The organism is Paenibacillus sp. RUD330 (assembly GCF_002243345.2).
Classification (GTDB): domain Bacteria; phylum Bacillota; class Bacilli; order Paenibacillales; family Paenibacillaceae; genus Paenibacillus_O.
In genome coordinates, this window is record NZ_CP022655.2 from 4,407,369 (window position 1) to 4,421,591 (window position 14,223).

The 14,223-nt window shown below is 61.5% G+C and carries 14 protein-coding genes; 2 read left to right on the plus strand and 12 right to left on the minus strand.

From position 1 onward, the window contains the following. Positions 1–444: 444 nt before the first annotated feature. The 3 genes from CIC07_RS20240 to thrS form a co-directional block, all read right to left on the minus strand. Complete coding sequence (locus CIC07_RS20240) at positions 445–630, minus strand: hypothetical protein (RefSeq protein ID WP_076353476.1); 186 nt, start codon at positions 628–630, stop codon at positions 445–447. A gap of 426 nt (positions 631–1,056) precedes the next feature. Beyond that, positions 1,057–1,320, minus strand: coding sequence for a cyclase family protein (locus CIC07_RS20245; protein ID WP_083688035.1), 264 nt, complete (start codon positions 1,318–1,320; stop codon positions 1,057–1,059). Beyond that, complete coding sequence (gene thrS / locus CIC07_RS20250; RefSeq protein ID WP_076353474.1) at positions 1,310–3,244, minus strand: threonine--tRNA ligase; 1,935 nt, start codon at positions 3,242–3,244, stop codon at positions 1,310–1,312. Before thrS ends, CIC07_RS20245 begins: the two co-directional genes overlap by 11 nt. Before the next feature lie 565 nt (positions 3,245–3,809). Here thrS and CIC07_RS20255 point away from each other — a divergent pair. After that, positions 3,810–4,763, plus strand: a complete 954-nt coding sequence (locus CIC07_RS20255; protein ID WP_076353471.1) for a D-2-hydroxyacid dehydrogenase — start codon at positions 3,810–3,812, stop codon at positions 4,761–4,763. Positions 4,764–4,849: 86 nt separating this feature from the next. Here the strand turns inward: CIC07_RS20255 and CIC07_RS20260 are convergent, their stop codons facing one another. From CIC07_RS20260 to CIC07_RS20290, 7 genes are all read right to left on the minus strand, one after another. Further along, positions 4,850–5,752 carry a fumarylacetoacetate hydrolase family protein gene (locus tag CIC07_RS20260; RefSeq protein ID WP_076353470.1) on the minus strand — a complete coding sequence of 301 codons (903 nt, stop codon included), beginning with the start codon at positions 5,750–5,752 and terminating at the stop codon, positions 4,850–4,852. An 84-nt stretch (positions 5,753–5,836) separates the two neighbouring features. Next, positions 5,837–6,610: an SDR family NAD(P)-dependent oxidoreductase gene (locus CIC07_RS20265; protein ID WP_076353469.1), complete on the minus strand. Its 774-nt coding sequence runs from the start codon at positions 6,608–6,610 to the stop codon at positions 5,837–5,839. Between the two features lie 31 nt (positions 6,611–6,641). Further along, on the minus strand, positions 6,642–7,478 hold the full coding sequence (locus CIC07_RS20270) for an amidohydrolase family protein (RefSeq protein ID WP_076353468.1): 837 nt from the start codon (positions 7,476–7,478) through the stop codon (positions 6,642–6,644). Then, entirely contained in the window at positions 7,475–7,906 is a 432-nt protein-coding gene (locus tag CIC07_RS20275) for an RbsD/FucU family protein (protein WP_076353466.1), read from the minus strand. Before CIC07_RS20275 ends, CIC07_RS20270 begins: the two co-directional genes overlap by 4 nt. Beyond that, on the minus strand, positions 7,906–9,117 hold the full coding sequence (locus tag CIC07_RS20280) for a Gfo/Idh/MocA family protein (RefSeq protein WP_076353464.1): 1,212 nt from the start codon (positions 9,115–9,117) through the stop codon (positions 7,906–7,908). The genes CIC07_RS20275 and CIC07_RS20280 overlap by 1 nt, the downstream gene beginning before the upstream one ends. A gap of 115 nt (positions 9,118–9,232) precedes the next feature. After that, entirely contained in the window at positions 9,233–10,396 is a 1,164-nt protein-coding gene (locus CIC07_RS20285; RefSeq protein ID WP_076353462.1) for a UxaA family hydrolase, read from the minus strand. Next, entirely contained in the window at positions 10,393–10,728 is a 336-nt protein-coding gene (locus CIC07_RS20290) for a UxaA family hydrolase (RefSeq protein WP_234992852.1), read from the minus strand. The genes CIC07_RS20285 and CIC07_RS20290 overlap by 4 nt, the downstream gene beginning before the upstream one ends. A 113-nt stretch (positions 10,729–10,841) precedes the next feature. Between CIC07_RS20290 and CIC07_RS20295 the strand changes: the two genes are divergently transcribed. Continuing rightward, the gene (locus CIC07_RS20295; protein ID WP_076356706.1) at positions 10,842–11,906 is read left to right on the plus strand and encodes a LacI family DNA-binding transcriptional regulator; all 1,065 of its coding nucleotides are present in this window, start codon (positions 10,842–10,844) and stop codon (positions 11,904–11,906) included. Between the two features lie 228 nt (positions 11,907–12,134). On the opposite strand, the gene CIC07_RS20300 is transcribed toward CIC07_RS20295, so the two are convergent. Both CIC07_RS20300 and CIC07_RS20305 read right to left on the minus strand, forming a co-directional pair. Then, the gene (locus tag CIC07_RS20300) at positions 12,135–12,731 is read right to left on the minus strand and encodes an NADPH-dependent FMN reductase (RefSeq protein ID WP_076353460.1); all 597 of its coding nucleotides are present in this window, start codon (positions 12,729–12,731) and stop codon (positions 12,135–12,137) included. A 96-nt stretch (positions 12,732–12,827) separates the two neighbouring features. Then, positions 12,828–14,087 (minus strand): PAS domain-containing hybrid sensor histidine kinase/response regulator, encoded by a 1,260-nt coding sequence (locus tag CIC07_RS20305; protein ID WP_076353458.1) that lies wholly within the window; start codon positions 14,085–14,087, stop codon positions 12,828–12,830. Positions 14,088–14,223: the final 136 nt, after the last annotated feature.

Sequence of the window (14,223 nt, forward strand, 5' to 3'; positions counted from 1 at the left end):
AAGACAAGCCGTAAACGCTTACAAATCTCTGCGGCATCATGCCGCAGCCTTCAACCCTCCCCGCAGCGGTTTTTTGCGATAACAGTCCGGAATGGCTGTCTACCCCCTTTCGGACTAGAGCCTTTGTGCACCGGAGCGGTCTCGCCTATTTATTATGGGCTTCTCCGATCGGTTTAGCGATGTGCTGAATTACGGACCTCATGTTCATTTCTACGCTGGCAGGCTCGCTCAACAGGTAAAAATGTGCGGCGACGAACGCTTCGTCGGTCATAGGGGGAACTGGGTTGCGTTTGAATGGAAAATGAGAAAGAAACCTTGCTGACCTTTCATTCGAATGCTTAAAAGCCGCTCTGTCGAGCGGCCGTTTGAATTGATTTTCTTATCCCGGAGCAGAGAAGCTTTCCCTAGAGCTGCCGGACGATGCATAGCTTGGAATTACTGAGTCTACCGAAACAGGAAATAGGCCGCAACGCCGGTAATCAGCAGCAAAGTCGTCGCCCGCACCGGGTATCCGAGCGCAGCTCGGCCAAGTCGATAGTGAAAATGAGCGTTCGCGTTGCCTCGAACAGCCTTTTCGGCTTTCTCCAGCTCCCGGTCCATAGCCGGGTTTTTCTGCTTGCTTTCACTCATGGCAGTCCTCTCGCATTTGCTTTCCGTCCTTATTGCCTTTCATAAACCGGGTTGCCGACATATTAAGCTTCTTTCTTCCACTCGTGGATCGTGGACGCGCTTGAAGAGCAGCTTTCTGCCGAAGGACGCCTTCTACCTTCCATTCGTCCAGTATATCGAGCAACGTCCATGCCCTTTTTTATACATCATATTTCTAGGTATACACGTAACAACTCTTCCTATATTTTTGGAAAAATAGAATAAATAAAAGCCCGAATGCCGCATATCGCTGGGCATTCGGGCTTCGATTGCTTTAGGCTTTATTATTCAAGCGTACGCGCGACGACCCGCGCCGGCGCCGAGTCGGCTTCGATTTTGAGCGGAAGAGCGATGACCTCGAACGCTCCCTGGCCGGCAGCTTCTCCAAGCCGGTCAAATTTTCCGCGATCAGGATTCCGTTCCGAGCCCCTCCGCCTCGATCAGGCAGCCTTCCCCGATGAACGATTCCAGTGAATATCCGCTCAGATGATCGTGAACGTCGAGCAGATGCATCGGCCCGTCGATATGGGTGCCCGCATGCATATTGACCGTCAGGAGGTGGTTGTTGCAGCCGTCGCGGCCGATCTCGCTGGACTGGATGAGGACCGTCTCCCGGTCGCCCGGATAGACGGGCAGCTCATGGCGCACCGCATGGGTCAGATCAATCAGCATGCGCCGCTCCTCCCCGCAGGACCTCGATTTCCGCCCGGATGCTCCGGATCAGCTCCTCCATGCTCATGGAGCCGAGATCGCCTTCCCCGCGCCTTCGCACAGACACGCTGCCGGATGCGGCTTCCTGTTCGCCAAGCACAAGCATATACGGAATCTTCTGCAGCTGAGCTTCCCGGATCTTGTAGCCGAGCTTTTCCGTGCGAACATCGCATTCGACCCGGATCCCGGCTTCGCGCAGCTGTGCTTGAACCCTCAGCGCGTAATCGAGATGCTTGTCGGACACCGGCAGCAGCTTGACCTGCACAGGCGCCAGCCAGAGAGGGAACGCCCCCTCGTAATGCTCCGTCAGAATGCCCATGAACCGGTCGATCGACCCGTATACGGCGCGGTGGATGACGACCGGCGCATGCTTGCCTCCATCCTCTCCCACATAGGACAGGCCGAACTTCTCCGGCATCTGGAAGTCCAGCTGGATCGTGCCGCACTGCCAGCTTCGCTTGAGTGCGTCCTTGATGTGGTAGTCGATCTTCGGCCCGTAAAAGGCGCCATCGCCCTCATTCAGCCGATACTTCACGCCGCGGCTCTCCAGCACCTGCCTCAGGGAACGCTCCGCCTCCTCCCACAGCTCCTCCGAGCCCATGGAATCCTCGGGCCGCGTCGACAGCTCGATCTCGTACGTGAAGCCGAATACCGTGTATACATAGTCGATGAGCTCCATGATCGACGCGATTTCGTTCTCGATCTGATCCGGCCGCACGAACAGATGGGCGTCGTCCTGGCAGAACGTGCGCACGCGCGTCATGCCGCTGAGCGCGCCGCTGAACTCATGGCGGTGCACCTGGCCGAATTCGGAGATGCGGATCGGCAGCTCGCGATAGGAATGGAGGCTGTTTTTGAACACCAGCATATGGCCCGGACAGTTCATCGGCTTGAGCGCGAATTCCGCTTCATCCACCTGCGCGAAATACATGTTGTCCTTGTAATGGTCCCAGTGCCCGGATTCCTCCCACAGGCGCTTGTTCATCATGAGCGGCGTCCGCACCTCGTCGTAATCCCGCTTGCGCTGCAGATCTCGGGCAAATTCCTCCAGCTCCGTACGGATCGTCATTCCGTTCGGCAGGTAAAAAGGCATGCCCGGCGCTTCCTCGGAGAACATGAACAAGCCGAGCTCCTTGCCGAGCTTGCGATGATCCCTTTTCTTCGCCTCCTCCAGCAGATGCAGATGCTCCTCCAGCTCCAGCTTCTTGAGGAAAGCCGTTCCGTAAATGCGCTGCAGCATCGGTCCGGCGGAATCCCCGCGCCAGTACGCTCCCGCCACGCTCTGAAGCTTGAACGCCTTCACAAGCCCCGTCGACGGAAGATGCGGACCGCGGCACAAATCCGTGAATTCGCCCTGGGAGTAGAGCGTGATGCGGACACCCTCCGGAAGATCCTGAATGAGCTGGACCTTGTACGGCTCCCGCAGCTCCCGGAAAAAGGCCAGCGCTTCTTCCCGTCCGATTTCCTTCCGTACGATGGGCAGGTCTTCCCGGATGACGGCTTCCATCTCCCGCTCGATGGAGGCCAGGTCATCGCTCGACAAGCTGCGCTCCATGTCGATGTCATAGTAGAACCCGTCCGCGATGACGGGCCCGATGCCGAGCTTGACGGCATCCCCGCCGTACAGCCGCTTGAGCGCCTGGGCCAGGATATGAGCCGTGCTGTGGCGGTAAACTCCAAGACCGTCCCCGCTGTCCAGCGTGACGATCTCGACGAGCGAGCCGTCCTGTACCGGAGCTCCCAGGTCCATCAGGTTTCCGTCGATCCTCGCCGCGACCGCCCGCTTGGCAAGTCCGGCTCCGATCGATTCCGCGATATCTTTGCCTGTGGTTCCTTGCGGGTACCTCCTTGCGCTTCCGTCTGCCAGCCGAATGTCGATGTCCACGATTGTTCCTCCCTTTCCGAGTATGGAACGCATGCTTGCCGTTCACCGCCCTTCAAGGGGCGGCCGGACGCTGGCGCAGGAAGGGAAAAGCAGCCGATTTGCCGCTTTTTGCCCAACAAAAAAACGCCTCCGTCCCTGGAAAGGGACGAGTGCGTTCAGCTCGTGGTTCCACCCTTGTTCGACAGGCAGACGCTGGGCGCAAAGGCGAAAAATGCCCTGCGTGCGGAGCTGCGAGTCCTCATGGAATCCCATAACGGGGATCGGCCGGTGCCGCCTACCCACCCGCTGCGCGGGCTTCGGCGGACGGCTGCGAAGGGGTAATCCACGCCCGGTTCCCGGGGAAGCTTGCAGCCTGGGCTTCCCTCTCTGTGCCGTCCGGCGGCGGAGATCATGTCTTCGGTCATTGCCGTCTTCTATTCGATTAGGGTTTATCTTACAAAGGCGGGTCGGCAAAGTCAAGGCATGACCGCGCCCGATGTTTGAATTGAGGCCGCATTCGTTGATAGACTAGCATAAGAACCACCGTCAGCTGCGGCTGCAAAAACCCGTTAGGAGATGAGCCCTTATGCCAACCATGATTTGCCTGCACGGACTCACGCCAGACCTCGAACAGCAGGTGCGCGACGCCGCGCCGGGCTGGAACATCGTATTCGGACGGCCGAAGGAGCTGGAGGATGCCCTCTTCCGCGAGGCGGAGATTGTCTGCGGCTGGAGCCCTGCGGTTGAGAAGGAATCGCTCGGCGAGGGAGGCAGCCTGAAATGGCTCCAATCCTGGTCTGCCGGCGTGGAGAAGATGCCGCTGGACAAGCTCGAGCGGGCCGGCGTCATCCTGACGACGGGCAGCGGCGTGCATCGCGTTCCGATGTCGGAGACGGCGCTCGGCATGATGCTGGCCTTTTCGCGCAAGCTGCATCTGTCGATCCGCGCCCAGACCCGCGGCGAGTGGCAGGAGCGCAGCGGCCATACCGAGCTGTACGGACGCACCCTGGCCGTCATCGGCGCGGGCGAGATCGGCACCGAGCTTGGCCGCATCGCCAAGGCGCTCGGCATGGGGACGATCGGCGTCCGCAGCGCGGCCAAGCCGACTCCGCATATGGACGAGGCCTATGCCATCTCCGACCTGGCTTCCGTCCTGGAGCGGGCGGATTACATCGTCAACGTGCTGCCGCATACGCCCGATACGGACAACATCTTCGGCAAGAAGGAGTTTGCGGCGATGAAAAACTCCGCCGTATTCATCAACATCGGACGCGGGAAATCCGTCGATACGGACGCCCTCGTCGACGCTCTGCGTTCCGGCTCGATCGCCGGCGCCGGACTTGACGTGACCGAGCCGGAGCCGCTGCCGCAGGGCCATCCGCTCTGGGAGCTGGAGCAGGTCATCATCTCCCCGCATGTCGGAGGAGACACCGACCGCTACAAGGAGCGCATCGCCGCGCTGTTCATCGAGAACCTCAAGGAGTATGTGCGCGCCGGCAAGCCGGCACGGAACATCGTGGACTACGGACGGGGCTATTAAGGCAAGCCGGATGTCGAGATTCATGCAGCAAGAGGCCGCTTCCAAGTCACCTTGGAGCGGCCTTTTTTTCGTGACGATTTCCCGGCTTATTCGGCGACCATCCGGTTGCGCAGGACGCCCAGCTTCTCGATCTCGATCTCGACGACGTCTCCCGGCTGGAGGTAGACCCGCCGCTCCGGCGGCAGCCCCAGCACGACGCCTTCCGGCGTGCCGGTCAGGATGATGTCTCCCGGCTCAAGAGTCATATGCCGCGAGATGTAGCTCACGATCTCGGCGCAGCTGAAAATCATGTCCGACGTGTTGGAGGACTGGCGAGTCTCGCCGTTCACACGGGTAGAGATGCCCAGCCCGTTCGGATCGCCGACCTCGTCCGCCGTCACGAGATAAGGGCCGATCGGCGCGAACTTGTCGCAGGTTTTGCCGAGCAGCCACTGGGCGGTGCGCATCTGCAGGTCGCGGGCGGACAGATCGTTCGCCGCGCAGTAGCCGAATACGCTCGCGAGCGCCTCGTCCTCGCCGACATCCTTGGCGCGGCTGCCGATGACGATGACGAGCTCCGCCTCGTAGTCCACCTCGGCGGACACTCGCGGCAAGGGGATGTCCTCTCCATGGGCCGCCACCGCGTTGTTGAACTTGTTGAACAGGATCGGGTACAGCGGAATCGCGGCATTCGTTTCTTCGGCGTGCTTGCGGTAATTGAGGCCGACGCAGATGATCTTGCCCGGCTCCGGCACGCAAGGACCGAGCTGCAGGGAGTCCTCGTCCAGCCAGCATGCGGCGGACTCCAGCGCCTCCGCCCTCTCGAGCAGAGAGCCCAAGACGCCCACGGCTCCCTGTCCGCCTGCCAGCACTTGCTGCATATGGCGCGGAGCCCGCGCCTCTTCCTGCGGGAGCAGAGCCCGCTCCGCCTCCGCGATGTCGAGGACGCCGCGGCGTCCCTTGACTCCCAAGGCATAGGCTCCATCTTTGATGAAATTCAGAAGCTTCATGATTTCATTCTCCCCTTTCCAATTTCACTGGACATCGGCGCTTGCCGATTCCGCTCAGCCTGAGCGGACGGCATGCCTGCCGACTCAGGCGTTCTTGCCGAAAACGGCGCCGCCGTCGATATAAAGCGGCGATCCCATCATGAACCTCGATTCATCCGAAGCCAGGAACAGCGCCGCCTCGGCGACATCCTCGGGACGGCCGAGCTCCCCGCTAAGCTGCCGCTTGCGGATGCTGTCCAGAGCGGCTTCGGGATCGTCGTAGGATTCCTTCAGATACTTCTCCACGAACGGTGTGAGGATCGTTCCGGGCAGGAGCGCATTGACGCGAATGCCGTAGTCGGCGTAGTCGACCTGCATCGCCTTGGTCAGCGCCAGCACCGCCCCTTTCGTCGCGGCGTACGATGCGCGCCGGGCGAGCCCGATCTCCGCCACGCAGGAGCTCATGTTGATGATGGCTCCGCCGCGCCGCTCCATCATGTGGGGCAGCACGTATTTGCTCGGCAAATAAGTGCCCTTGATGTTCACGTTCATGACGCGGTCCCACGCATCCGGCTCCACCTCGTGAAGAGCCCCGACCCCGCTGATGCCCGCATTGTTGAACAGCACGTCGATGCGCCGGTGGTCCCGGAGCGCAGCCCCGACCAGCTCCCGGACCGAGTCCGAATCCGTGACGTCGCAAGGGTATGCCGCCGCCTTGCCTCCCGCCGCCCGGATTTCGTCCGCAGCCGCTTCCCCCTCCGCGGCGTTCAGGTCCGCCACGATCACCGTTGCTCCCTCCTGCGCGAACCGCATGGCCGTGCAGCGTCCGATGCCCGAGCCGGCGCCGGTAATGAGGGTGATTTTGCCCGCCAATCTCATAAGCTCCATTCTCCTTTCGATGTCCATCCTGTCATTCCTTGAGGGGATACCATTCCATGGCATTGCCCCCCATGACGGCTTCCTTCTCCGATGGTCCCCAATGCTTGGGAAGCAGCCTATCCGCAAGCTTCAGCACCTCCGCATAGCCCGCGAAGGGGAGGCAGACCGGCCAATCGCTGCCGTACAAGAGCCGCCGTGGGCCGAACAAGGAGACGGCCCGGTCCGTATACGGCGCGATAAGCTCCGGACTCCATGCGCTGCCCGCCTCCGTCACGAGTCCGGACAGCTTGCAGGCGGTCCGGCTGTTCGCGGCAAGCGCCGCCATGCCTTCCTCCCAGACGCCCCGATCGTCGCCCCGCTCCATATCCGGCTTGCCGATATGGTCGACAACCGCGCGCAGGGAGGCGACCCGATCCAGCATTTCCGCCGCATGGAGCAGATGCCGCGGACGCACGAGCAGATCCAGCGTCAGCCCTCTATCGGCGACGGCTTGCAGCCCCTTGAGAACGGCCGGACGCAGGATGTGCCTGTCATCGGGCAAATCCTGGAGCATCGGCCGTATTCCGAGCAAGTATCCGGAGGACAGGAGGGAATCCAGCCGCTCCTCGACACGCTCGTCCTCCAGATCGACCCAGCCGACAACTCCCGCCAGCGTGCTTTCCTGCAGGCATAGCGCCAGCAAATACTCCGTCTCGGCGATCGTCGGTGCCGCCTGCACCGCTATGGATCGTCCGATGCCCGACGCCTCCAGAGCCGGCTTCAGCTCCTCCGGACCGAAGTCCCGGTACAGCTCCGCAAGCTCAGGCGCAAGCCAGCCGTAATCGCCCCGCTGCAGCTTCCAGTAATGCTGATGAGCGTCGATTTTCATGGACGGACGACCCCTTTGACCAGAATCAGGTTGGCGTACTGGGCGCTCTCGCCCGTCGCGACTACGGCGTAGGCGCTGCGGGCACGCTCGTAGAACGCCTGCCGGTCCAGGCAGTCCATGCCGGCTTCCCGGCTCTCATGCCGATTCAAGATCTTCCGATATTGCTCCCAGATGGCCGGGACGACGGGATCGCCGGGCACGACGGCCATGACAGCCGCGGGCTTGTCGACGTAATCGTCGAGCGGCAGCAGCGACAGGATCGCCTCCAGCAGCTCCGGCACGGAATGCCCGTCCGCCCGCACGAGCCTGGCTGCATGGGAGGCGGCGGGAAAGTTGCCGTCGGCGAGCACCAGCTCGTCGCCATGTCCCATGGACCGCAGGACCGAGAGCAGCTCCGGCGACAAAATCGGTGGGATTCCTTTCAGCATCAGTCTTCCTCCCTATCCCGCTCCACGTTCTCCCGAGTTATCTTCCCCGCGTTCCCCCGAGCAATCTGCTCCACGCTCTCCGGAGTGTTCTGCTCCACGGCATCAACGGCCTCCTCCGCAATTTCCTGCAGCGTTACCGGACGATTCTCGGCCATGGAGCGGTAAGCCCCGAAAACAAGCTGCATCGTCTCCAAATTGTCGCGAACGCTGTTCTCGGGCTCCCGGTCTTCCTCGATCGCCCGCAGCAGCTCGCACATCGTCCCCAGAAACGCATCCGGGAACCATTTCCCATGCAGGGAAGGCGTGAACCAGTAATCGGGATGCAGCCGCCGCGAATGGAAGCTTAGCGTGTCTTCCCGGCCCGTCGGGTAATTGTACAGCGAGCCGTTCGTTCCCTTGATGATGCCCTCCGTGCCGTCGAAGCGGAAGGTCGCATGCCAGTCCTCCTCGCCCCCGATATGATTGTGGTCGTCATGGACAAGCCCTCTCGCCTCGCCGGGAAACTTCAAGTGAAGCATCGTCCTCGTCTCGCCGATCGTCTCCTGCCCGGGGAATCGGGCGCCGTCGGCATAAATGTACTCCGGCTTGCCGAACAGGAACCGGATCGCATCGAGATAATGGATGCTGTGATACATCACTTCCAGCGTCGGCATGCGGCGCAGCCACTCCCAAGCCGCGAAGTCCTGCCGGACACGGACCGATATCGACGCCTGCAGCAGCTCGCCGAGCCAGCCGCGGCCGATGATGTCGCGGCTCGCCCGGATGCCCGGAGACCAGCGCATCTGCTGGTTGACCGCACCCTTCACGCCGGCTTCGCGGCAAGCCGCCTCGATGGATGCGGCCTCGGCGTAGCTCTCGGCCAGCGGCTTCTGGCAAAGCATATGCCGCCCGGCCTGCGCCGCTTGTCTGGCGATCGCCGGCTGCGCCTTCGCGGGAACCGCGATATCCACGACCTCGACTCCAGGATCCTCCAGCAGCTCATCGAGACACCGGTACACTTTGGGCAGCCCATGCTCCGCCGCGAGCTTTTCCGCCTTCCCCCTATGCAGATCGAAGATTCCGACCACGTTCAGCCCGCCCATCCGGTAAGCCGGCAGATGGCAGGCCCCGACGATCTCTCCCGCTCCGATGACGGCGATTCCCATGCCTCGGTTGCCGGGAACCTTGGGCTTGTAGTCCAAATCGAGCGCGCTCAGCGAATTGTTGCCCATACAGCCATGCCACCTTTCTTCCTTTCAACGCCTGTCTTGCCTGCCACTTGCGGTTTCTTCCTTTCAACGCCTGTCTGCTAAAAACCAAGCTTGCTTGCTTAAGATTCCAGCCTGCCTACAGGCTCGGTCCGATCCGGTTGATCGAGAACTCCTGATGCCCGAGAATTTCCGCCTTGGTCAGCTTGCCGTCCGCCACCTCGACGATTTCACGCCAGATCCGCTCCCCGGCTTCGGACAGATCGAGCGTGCCGTCGAGCATCGGACTGACGTCGACGTCCATATTGTCCTCCATCAGGGAAAAGGTGCGGCCATTGCCGGTAATCTTGATGACGGGAACGACCGCCGAGCCGGTCGGCGTGCCGCGTCCGGTCGTAAAGCAGACGATATGCGCGCCGGAGGCCGCCATGCCGGATACGCATTCGATGTCGTTGCCCGGAGAATCCATGAAATACAGGCCGCCCTCCGGAAGGCGCTCCGAATACTCGATGACGCCCAAAATCGGCGACGTTCCGCATTTGCTGATGCAGCCGAGCGATTTCTCCTCGATCGTGGACAGCCCGCCCGCGATATTGCCCGGACTCGGATTGCCGCCCCGCATATCTGCTCCCATCCGCTCGACCTCCCGCTCGAAGCGTCCGACAATCTCATACAGCCTGCTGCGCGTGTCTTCTCCGGCGCAGCGCTCGGCGAGCACATGCTCGGCGCCGATGATCTCCGTCGTTTCGCCGATGACGACCGTGCCGCCTTCCTTCACGAGGCTGTCCGCCGCGGCTCCGAGAGCCGGGTTCGAAGCGAGGCCGGACGTTGCGTCCGAACCGCCGCATTTGACGCCTACCTTGAGCCTGGAGAGCGGGACGGGCACCTTGGCCTGCTGCTGCAGCTTGGCCTGCAGGCCGCGGGCCAGCCTCGCTCCATGCTCGATGGCCTTGATGGAGCCGCCTGCGCTTTGGATGTCGAACCACTCGACAGGCTTGCCTGTCTCCCGGATGGCGTCGGCCAGCGCCTGCGGATCGACGACCTCGCAGCCGAGGCTGATGATCAGCACAGCCCCGACGTTGGGATTTTTGCCGGTTCCGGCCAGCACGTCGAACGTCCGGTCCTTGTCGGCTCCGATCTGGCTGCAGCCATGCGGATGCGGAATCGCCACCGCTCCCGGCACCAGCTGCTGAATGCGGCTGCATACCTGGTTGGAGCAGATGACGGTCGGAATGATGAGCAGATGATTGCGGATGCCGATGTCGCCGTTCTCCCGCGGATACCCCATGATTGTCGCCGTCATGCCTGAGCCCCCTCCGAAGCTGCCGCAGCCTGGTCGCCGCGGCCTCTTATGCCTTCGATGTTATGCACGTGGACATGCCTGCCGGCCTCGATCGGATGTGTCGCCTTCCCGATCACATCGCCGTACTTGCGGACTTCCCCTCCGGCCGGTATGGCGGCAAGAGACAGCTTGTGGCCGAATGCAACCGCTTCCAACAATAGAACTTGAAGGGTCTCGCCGTTTCTCCGATAAGGAATGGCTTCTCCAGCCTGAAGATCCCGGATAGCGGTGGCCACATCGTCCCGATCGTCCATGACGATCGCGCTTGCGCCGGGCTTGATGGAATGATCCAACTTCGATTCACATCCTTTATAGGTTGAGTTACCGATAACTCTACCATAATCTCGCCGCTTCTTGCTGTCAACAGCCATCTTGACTACAATGTGGTTTATCAGGAGGAATGACCGTGACGACGATTTACGACATCGCCCGCGAGGCGGGAGTATCCGCCATGACCGTATCCCGGGTCATCAACAACAGCGGCCGCATCAGCGCCGAGACGCGCATGCGCGTCCGCCGGGTCATGGAGGAGCTGCACTATGTGCCGAATTCCAATGCCAGGAGCCTGGTCATCCAGAAGACCCATATCCTGTCGCTGCTCATCACCGATATTACGAATCCCTTCTATACGACGCTCGCCCGAGGAGCCGAGGATACGGCCAAAACCTACGGCTACCGCCTGCTGCTCGGCAACAGCGACGAGGACTACGGCAAGGAGAAGGACTATGTCGACATGATCCTCTCGACCCGCGTGGACGGCGTCTTGTTCGCTCCGGCCGGAGACGGCTCGGGCGATCATCTGCGCCTGCTTGAGCGCCAAGGCATTCCCTACGTCCTGCTGGACCGCGAAGTGCCCGGGATCGCCGCGGACCGCATCGCCGGGGAAAGCCGCGAGGGGGCCATGCTTCTCGTCCGGCATCTGCTGGAGCTGGGACATCGGCGGATCGCCTTTGTCGGCGGCTCCCGCGACGTTTCCACCGTGCGTGACCGCGAGGCAGGCTACCGGGAGGCGCTGGAGCAAGCCGGCATCCCGGCCGACAGCTCCCTGATCCTGCATCTGCATTACCGCGACGGCCTGCAGCCGCATGCGCTGGACGGCCTGCTCCGGCAGCCGGAGCCTCCGACGGCGGTGCTGGCGGCCAACAACTTCCTCGCCGTCGGCATCATCCGGTCGCTGCGCTCCCTCGGGCTCCGCGTGCCCGAGGATCTCTCGGTCGTCTGCTTCGACGATCTCGGCCATGCTTCATCCCTGCATCCGTTCCTTACTGTGGCGGCGCAGCCGGCTTACCGGTTCGGCTCCCTCGGCATGGAGAGGCTGATCGCCAGGATCGAAGGGAATGCCGGAACAGAGCCCCATACGAAGGTGCTGCCCGTAGAGCTGATCATACGGGAATCCAGCGGGCCGCCTTCGCAGGCGGACTGCAGCGGTCCCCCCTCGGCCGGGAGAGCGCCGGGTTCCAGCCACCCATGACGATTGGGCTCCAAGCCGCAAAGAACCGCGCCTCTCCATCAAGGAGAAGCGCGGTTCTTTGCTGCGATAGCCGCCGGTCATCGTTCCGAATGCAATCGACGTCCGAGGTCGCATCCCGTCCGTTCCCAACCCCTCTCGGGGAGGCAAGGAACGGCCATGCGGGAGGCAAGGCTCCGGCTCCGCCGTTCAAGCCTCGGCTGCGAGGCTGGCCGCTCGCGCACAGGAGGCTTATTCTCCGGAGAGCCTCAGCTGACGCACCAGACGGGTCAGATGCTCGAGCGCATAGAGGACGCGCTGCTTGACCTTGTCCTGCTCGGGTTCGCCATCCTCGCCGAATTTGCGGCTGTCGCCGCCGATGGACACCCATTCCGTGCAGTTGATGCCGTGCAGGTTGCGCACGACCGTCTGCAGCTGCGTCAGCGAGCTGACTCCGACAGCTCCGGCCGCGGAGCTCGCGACGAGCACCGGCTTGCCTTCGAACTGGGCGGAGCCGAGATAATCCAGTCCGTTTTTGAGCGTACCGGAGAAGGAACCGTGGTACTCCGGCGTGCCGAGGATGATGCCGTCGGCGTTTTGCGCCGCCGCCACCAGCTGCCTCACGTTGCTCTCGAAATACTCGATCGTCTCGGGAGAAGTGAAGACCGGAAGCTGCAGCTCCTGCGTGACCCCGGGCTGGTCGGCCGAATACAGCGGAAGCTGCAGCTTGTGGAGATCGATGAACGTCACCTCGATGTCCTGCTTGCCCAGCTCCTTCTCCATGTAACGAAGCAGCAGCGTGCTCGTCGAATTGATCCGGTTCCCTCCGGCGATAACGGCAATATTCATTTTATTTCCATCCCTCCGGCTCCCATAGGCTGGAAGCTTTTTTCTTATATTATACTCGAACTCCCTAGTTTCTCAAGTTATTTCTTTACATAGTACTCAGACAGACTGCTTCCGGTTCTCCTCCTGCCCGGTTTCTGCCGCTTTGCTGTCCCTGTAACCCGCTTTGATTCGAAACGCGACTTCCGTTCCTTTGTCCAGCGGCTTCAGAGAGATGCTGCCGCCCATTCTCTCGACGAGATTTTTGCAGATGGCAAGACCAAGTCCCGTCCCTCCGTACAGCCTTGAGATGGACGAATCCGTCTGCCTGAACGGCTGGAACAGCAGATCGAGCTTATCCTCGTCCACGCCGATGCCGGTATCCGCGACCTGGAACTCCACCTCAATCTCCGAGCCGCTGCGTCCCGTCTCCCTGACCTTGACCGCAATCCCGCCTTCTTCCGTGAATTTCACCGCATTGCTGATCAGGTTGGTCAGAATCTGGCGCAGCCTCATCTCATCCCCGACCAGCATCTCCGGAAGTCCGGAATCAAGCTCCAGCAGAGCTTGCAGCTGGCGCTCGCGCATCTTGCCGATGTACAGCTGCATGGAATCCAGCACGACGTCCCGCAGCGAGAACGGATCGGAAGCGAGCGCCATATGGCCCGACTCCATCTTGGAGTAATCCAGCACGTCGTTGATGACAGACAGCAGGTTGACCCCGCTTCCCCTTATGATATGCACGTACTCCCGCTGCTCCTCGCTGAGCTCCGTATCGAGCAGCAGGTCGCTCATGCCGAGCACGCCGTTCATCGGCGTCCGGATTTCATGGCTCATGACCGCAAGAAACTCGCTCTTGATCTTCAAAGCCTCCTCCGCCTCGGTTTTCGCCTTTAACAGCTCCCTCTGGGCCGCGTTGCGCGGGGTCAGATCCTTGGAAATCGTATAAATATCGGCTACTCCCGAGCCTGCGTTCCACGGCACGAACGCCGTAGACAGCTCGAGCTCCCGTCCTTCCTTCGTAATGATCCTGACTTCCGCCGTCTGGGTCTGCCCTTGCCTTGCACGCAGAAAGCTGCGGCTGGCGCGCATGGCGTCATCGGGATGGATCAACTGCCAGAACGAAAGTCCCGCCAAATCCCCGAATCGGTATCCCGTCAGCTTGAGGGCGGCTGGATTGAGCCGGATGAGCTCGCCTTCCGGATTGAACAGGCAGACCATGTCGGGATTATGCTCGAAAATCGAATCGTAGCGGCTGCGGCTTCCTCTCGCTTCTCTCCAAGCCGCGCGTTTTTCCAGGGAGAGACTGAAGCTGATCAGCAGCAGCGTGACGATGACCAGGATGAACATCCATGAGAACATGCCGATCCACTCATTCACAGCCAGCCCCCCCTTCCGTCCTCCATTTGTTACAGGACATTAACCTAACGGATGGGAACATAACCGGAAGTCCATGGAACCCGCCGCCACGAGACCCGATCGTCATATCCGGAGCGATCTCCGTTCCAAAAAGGAC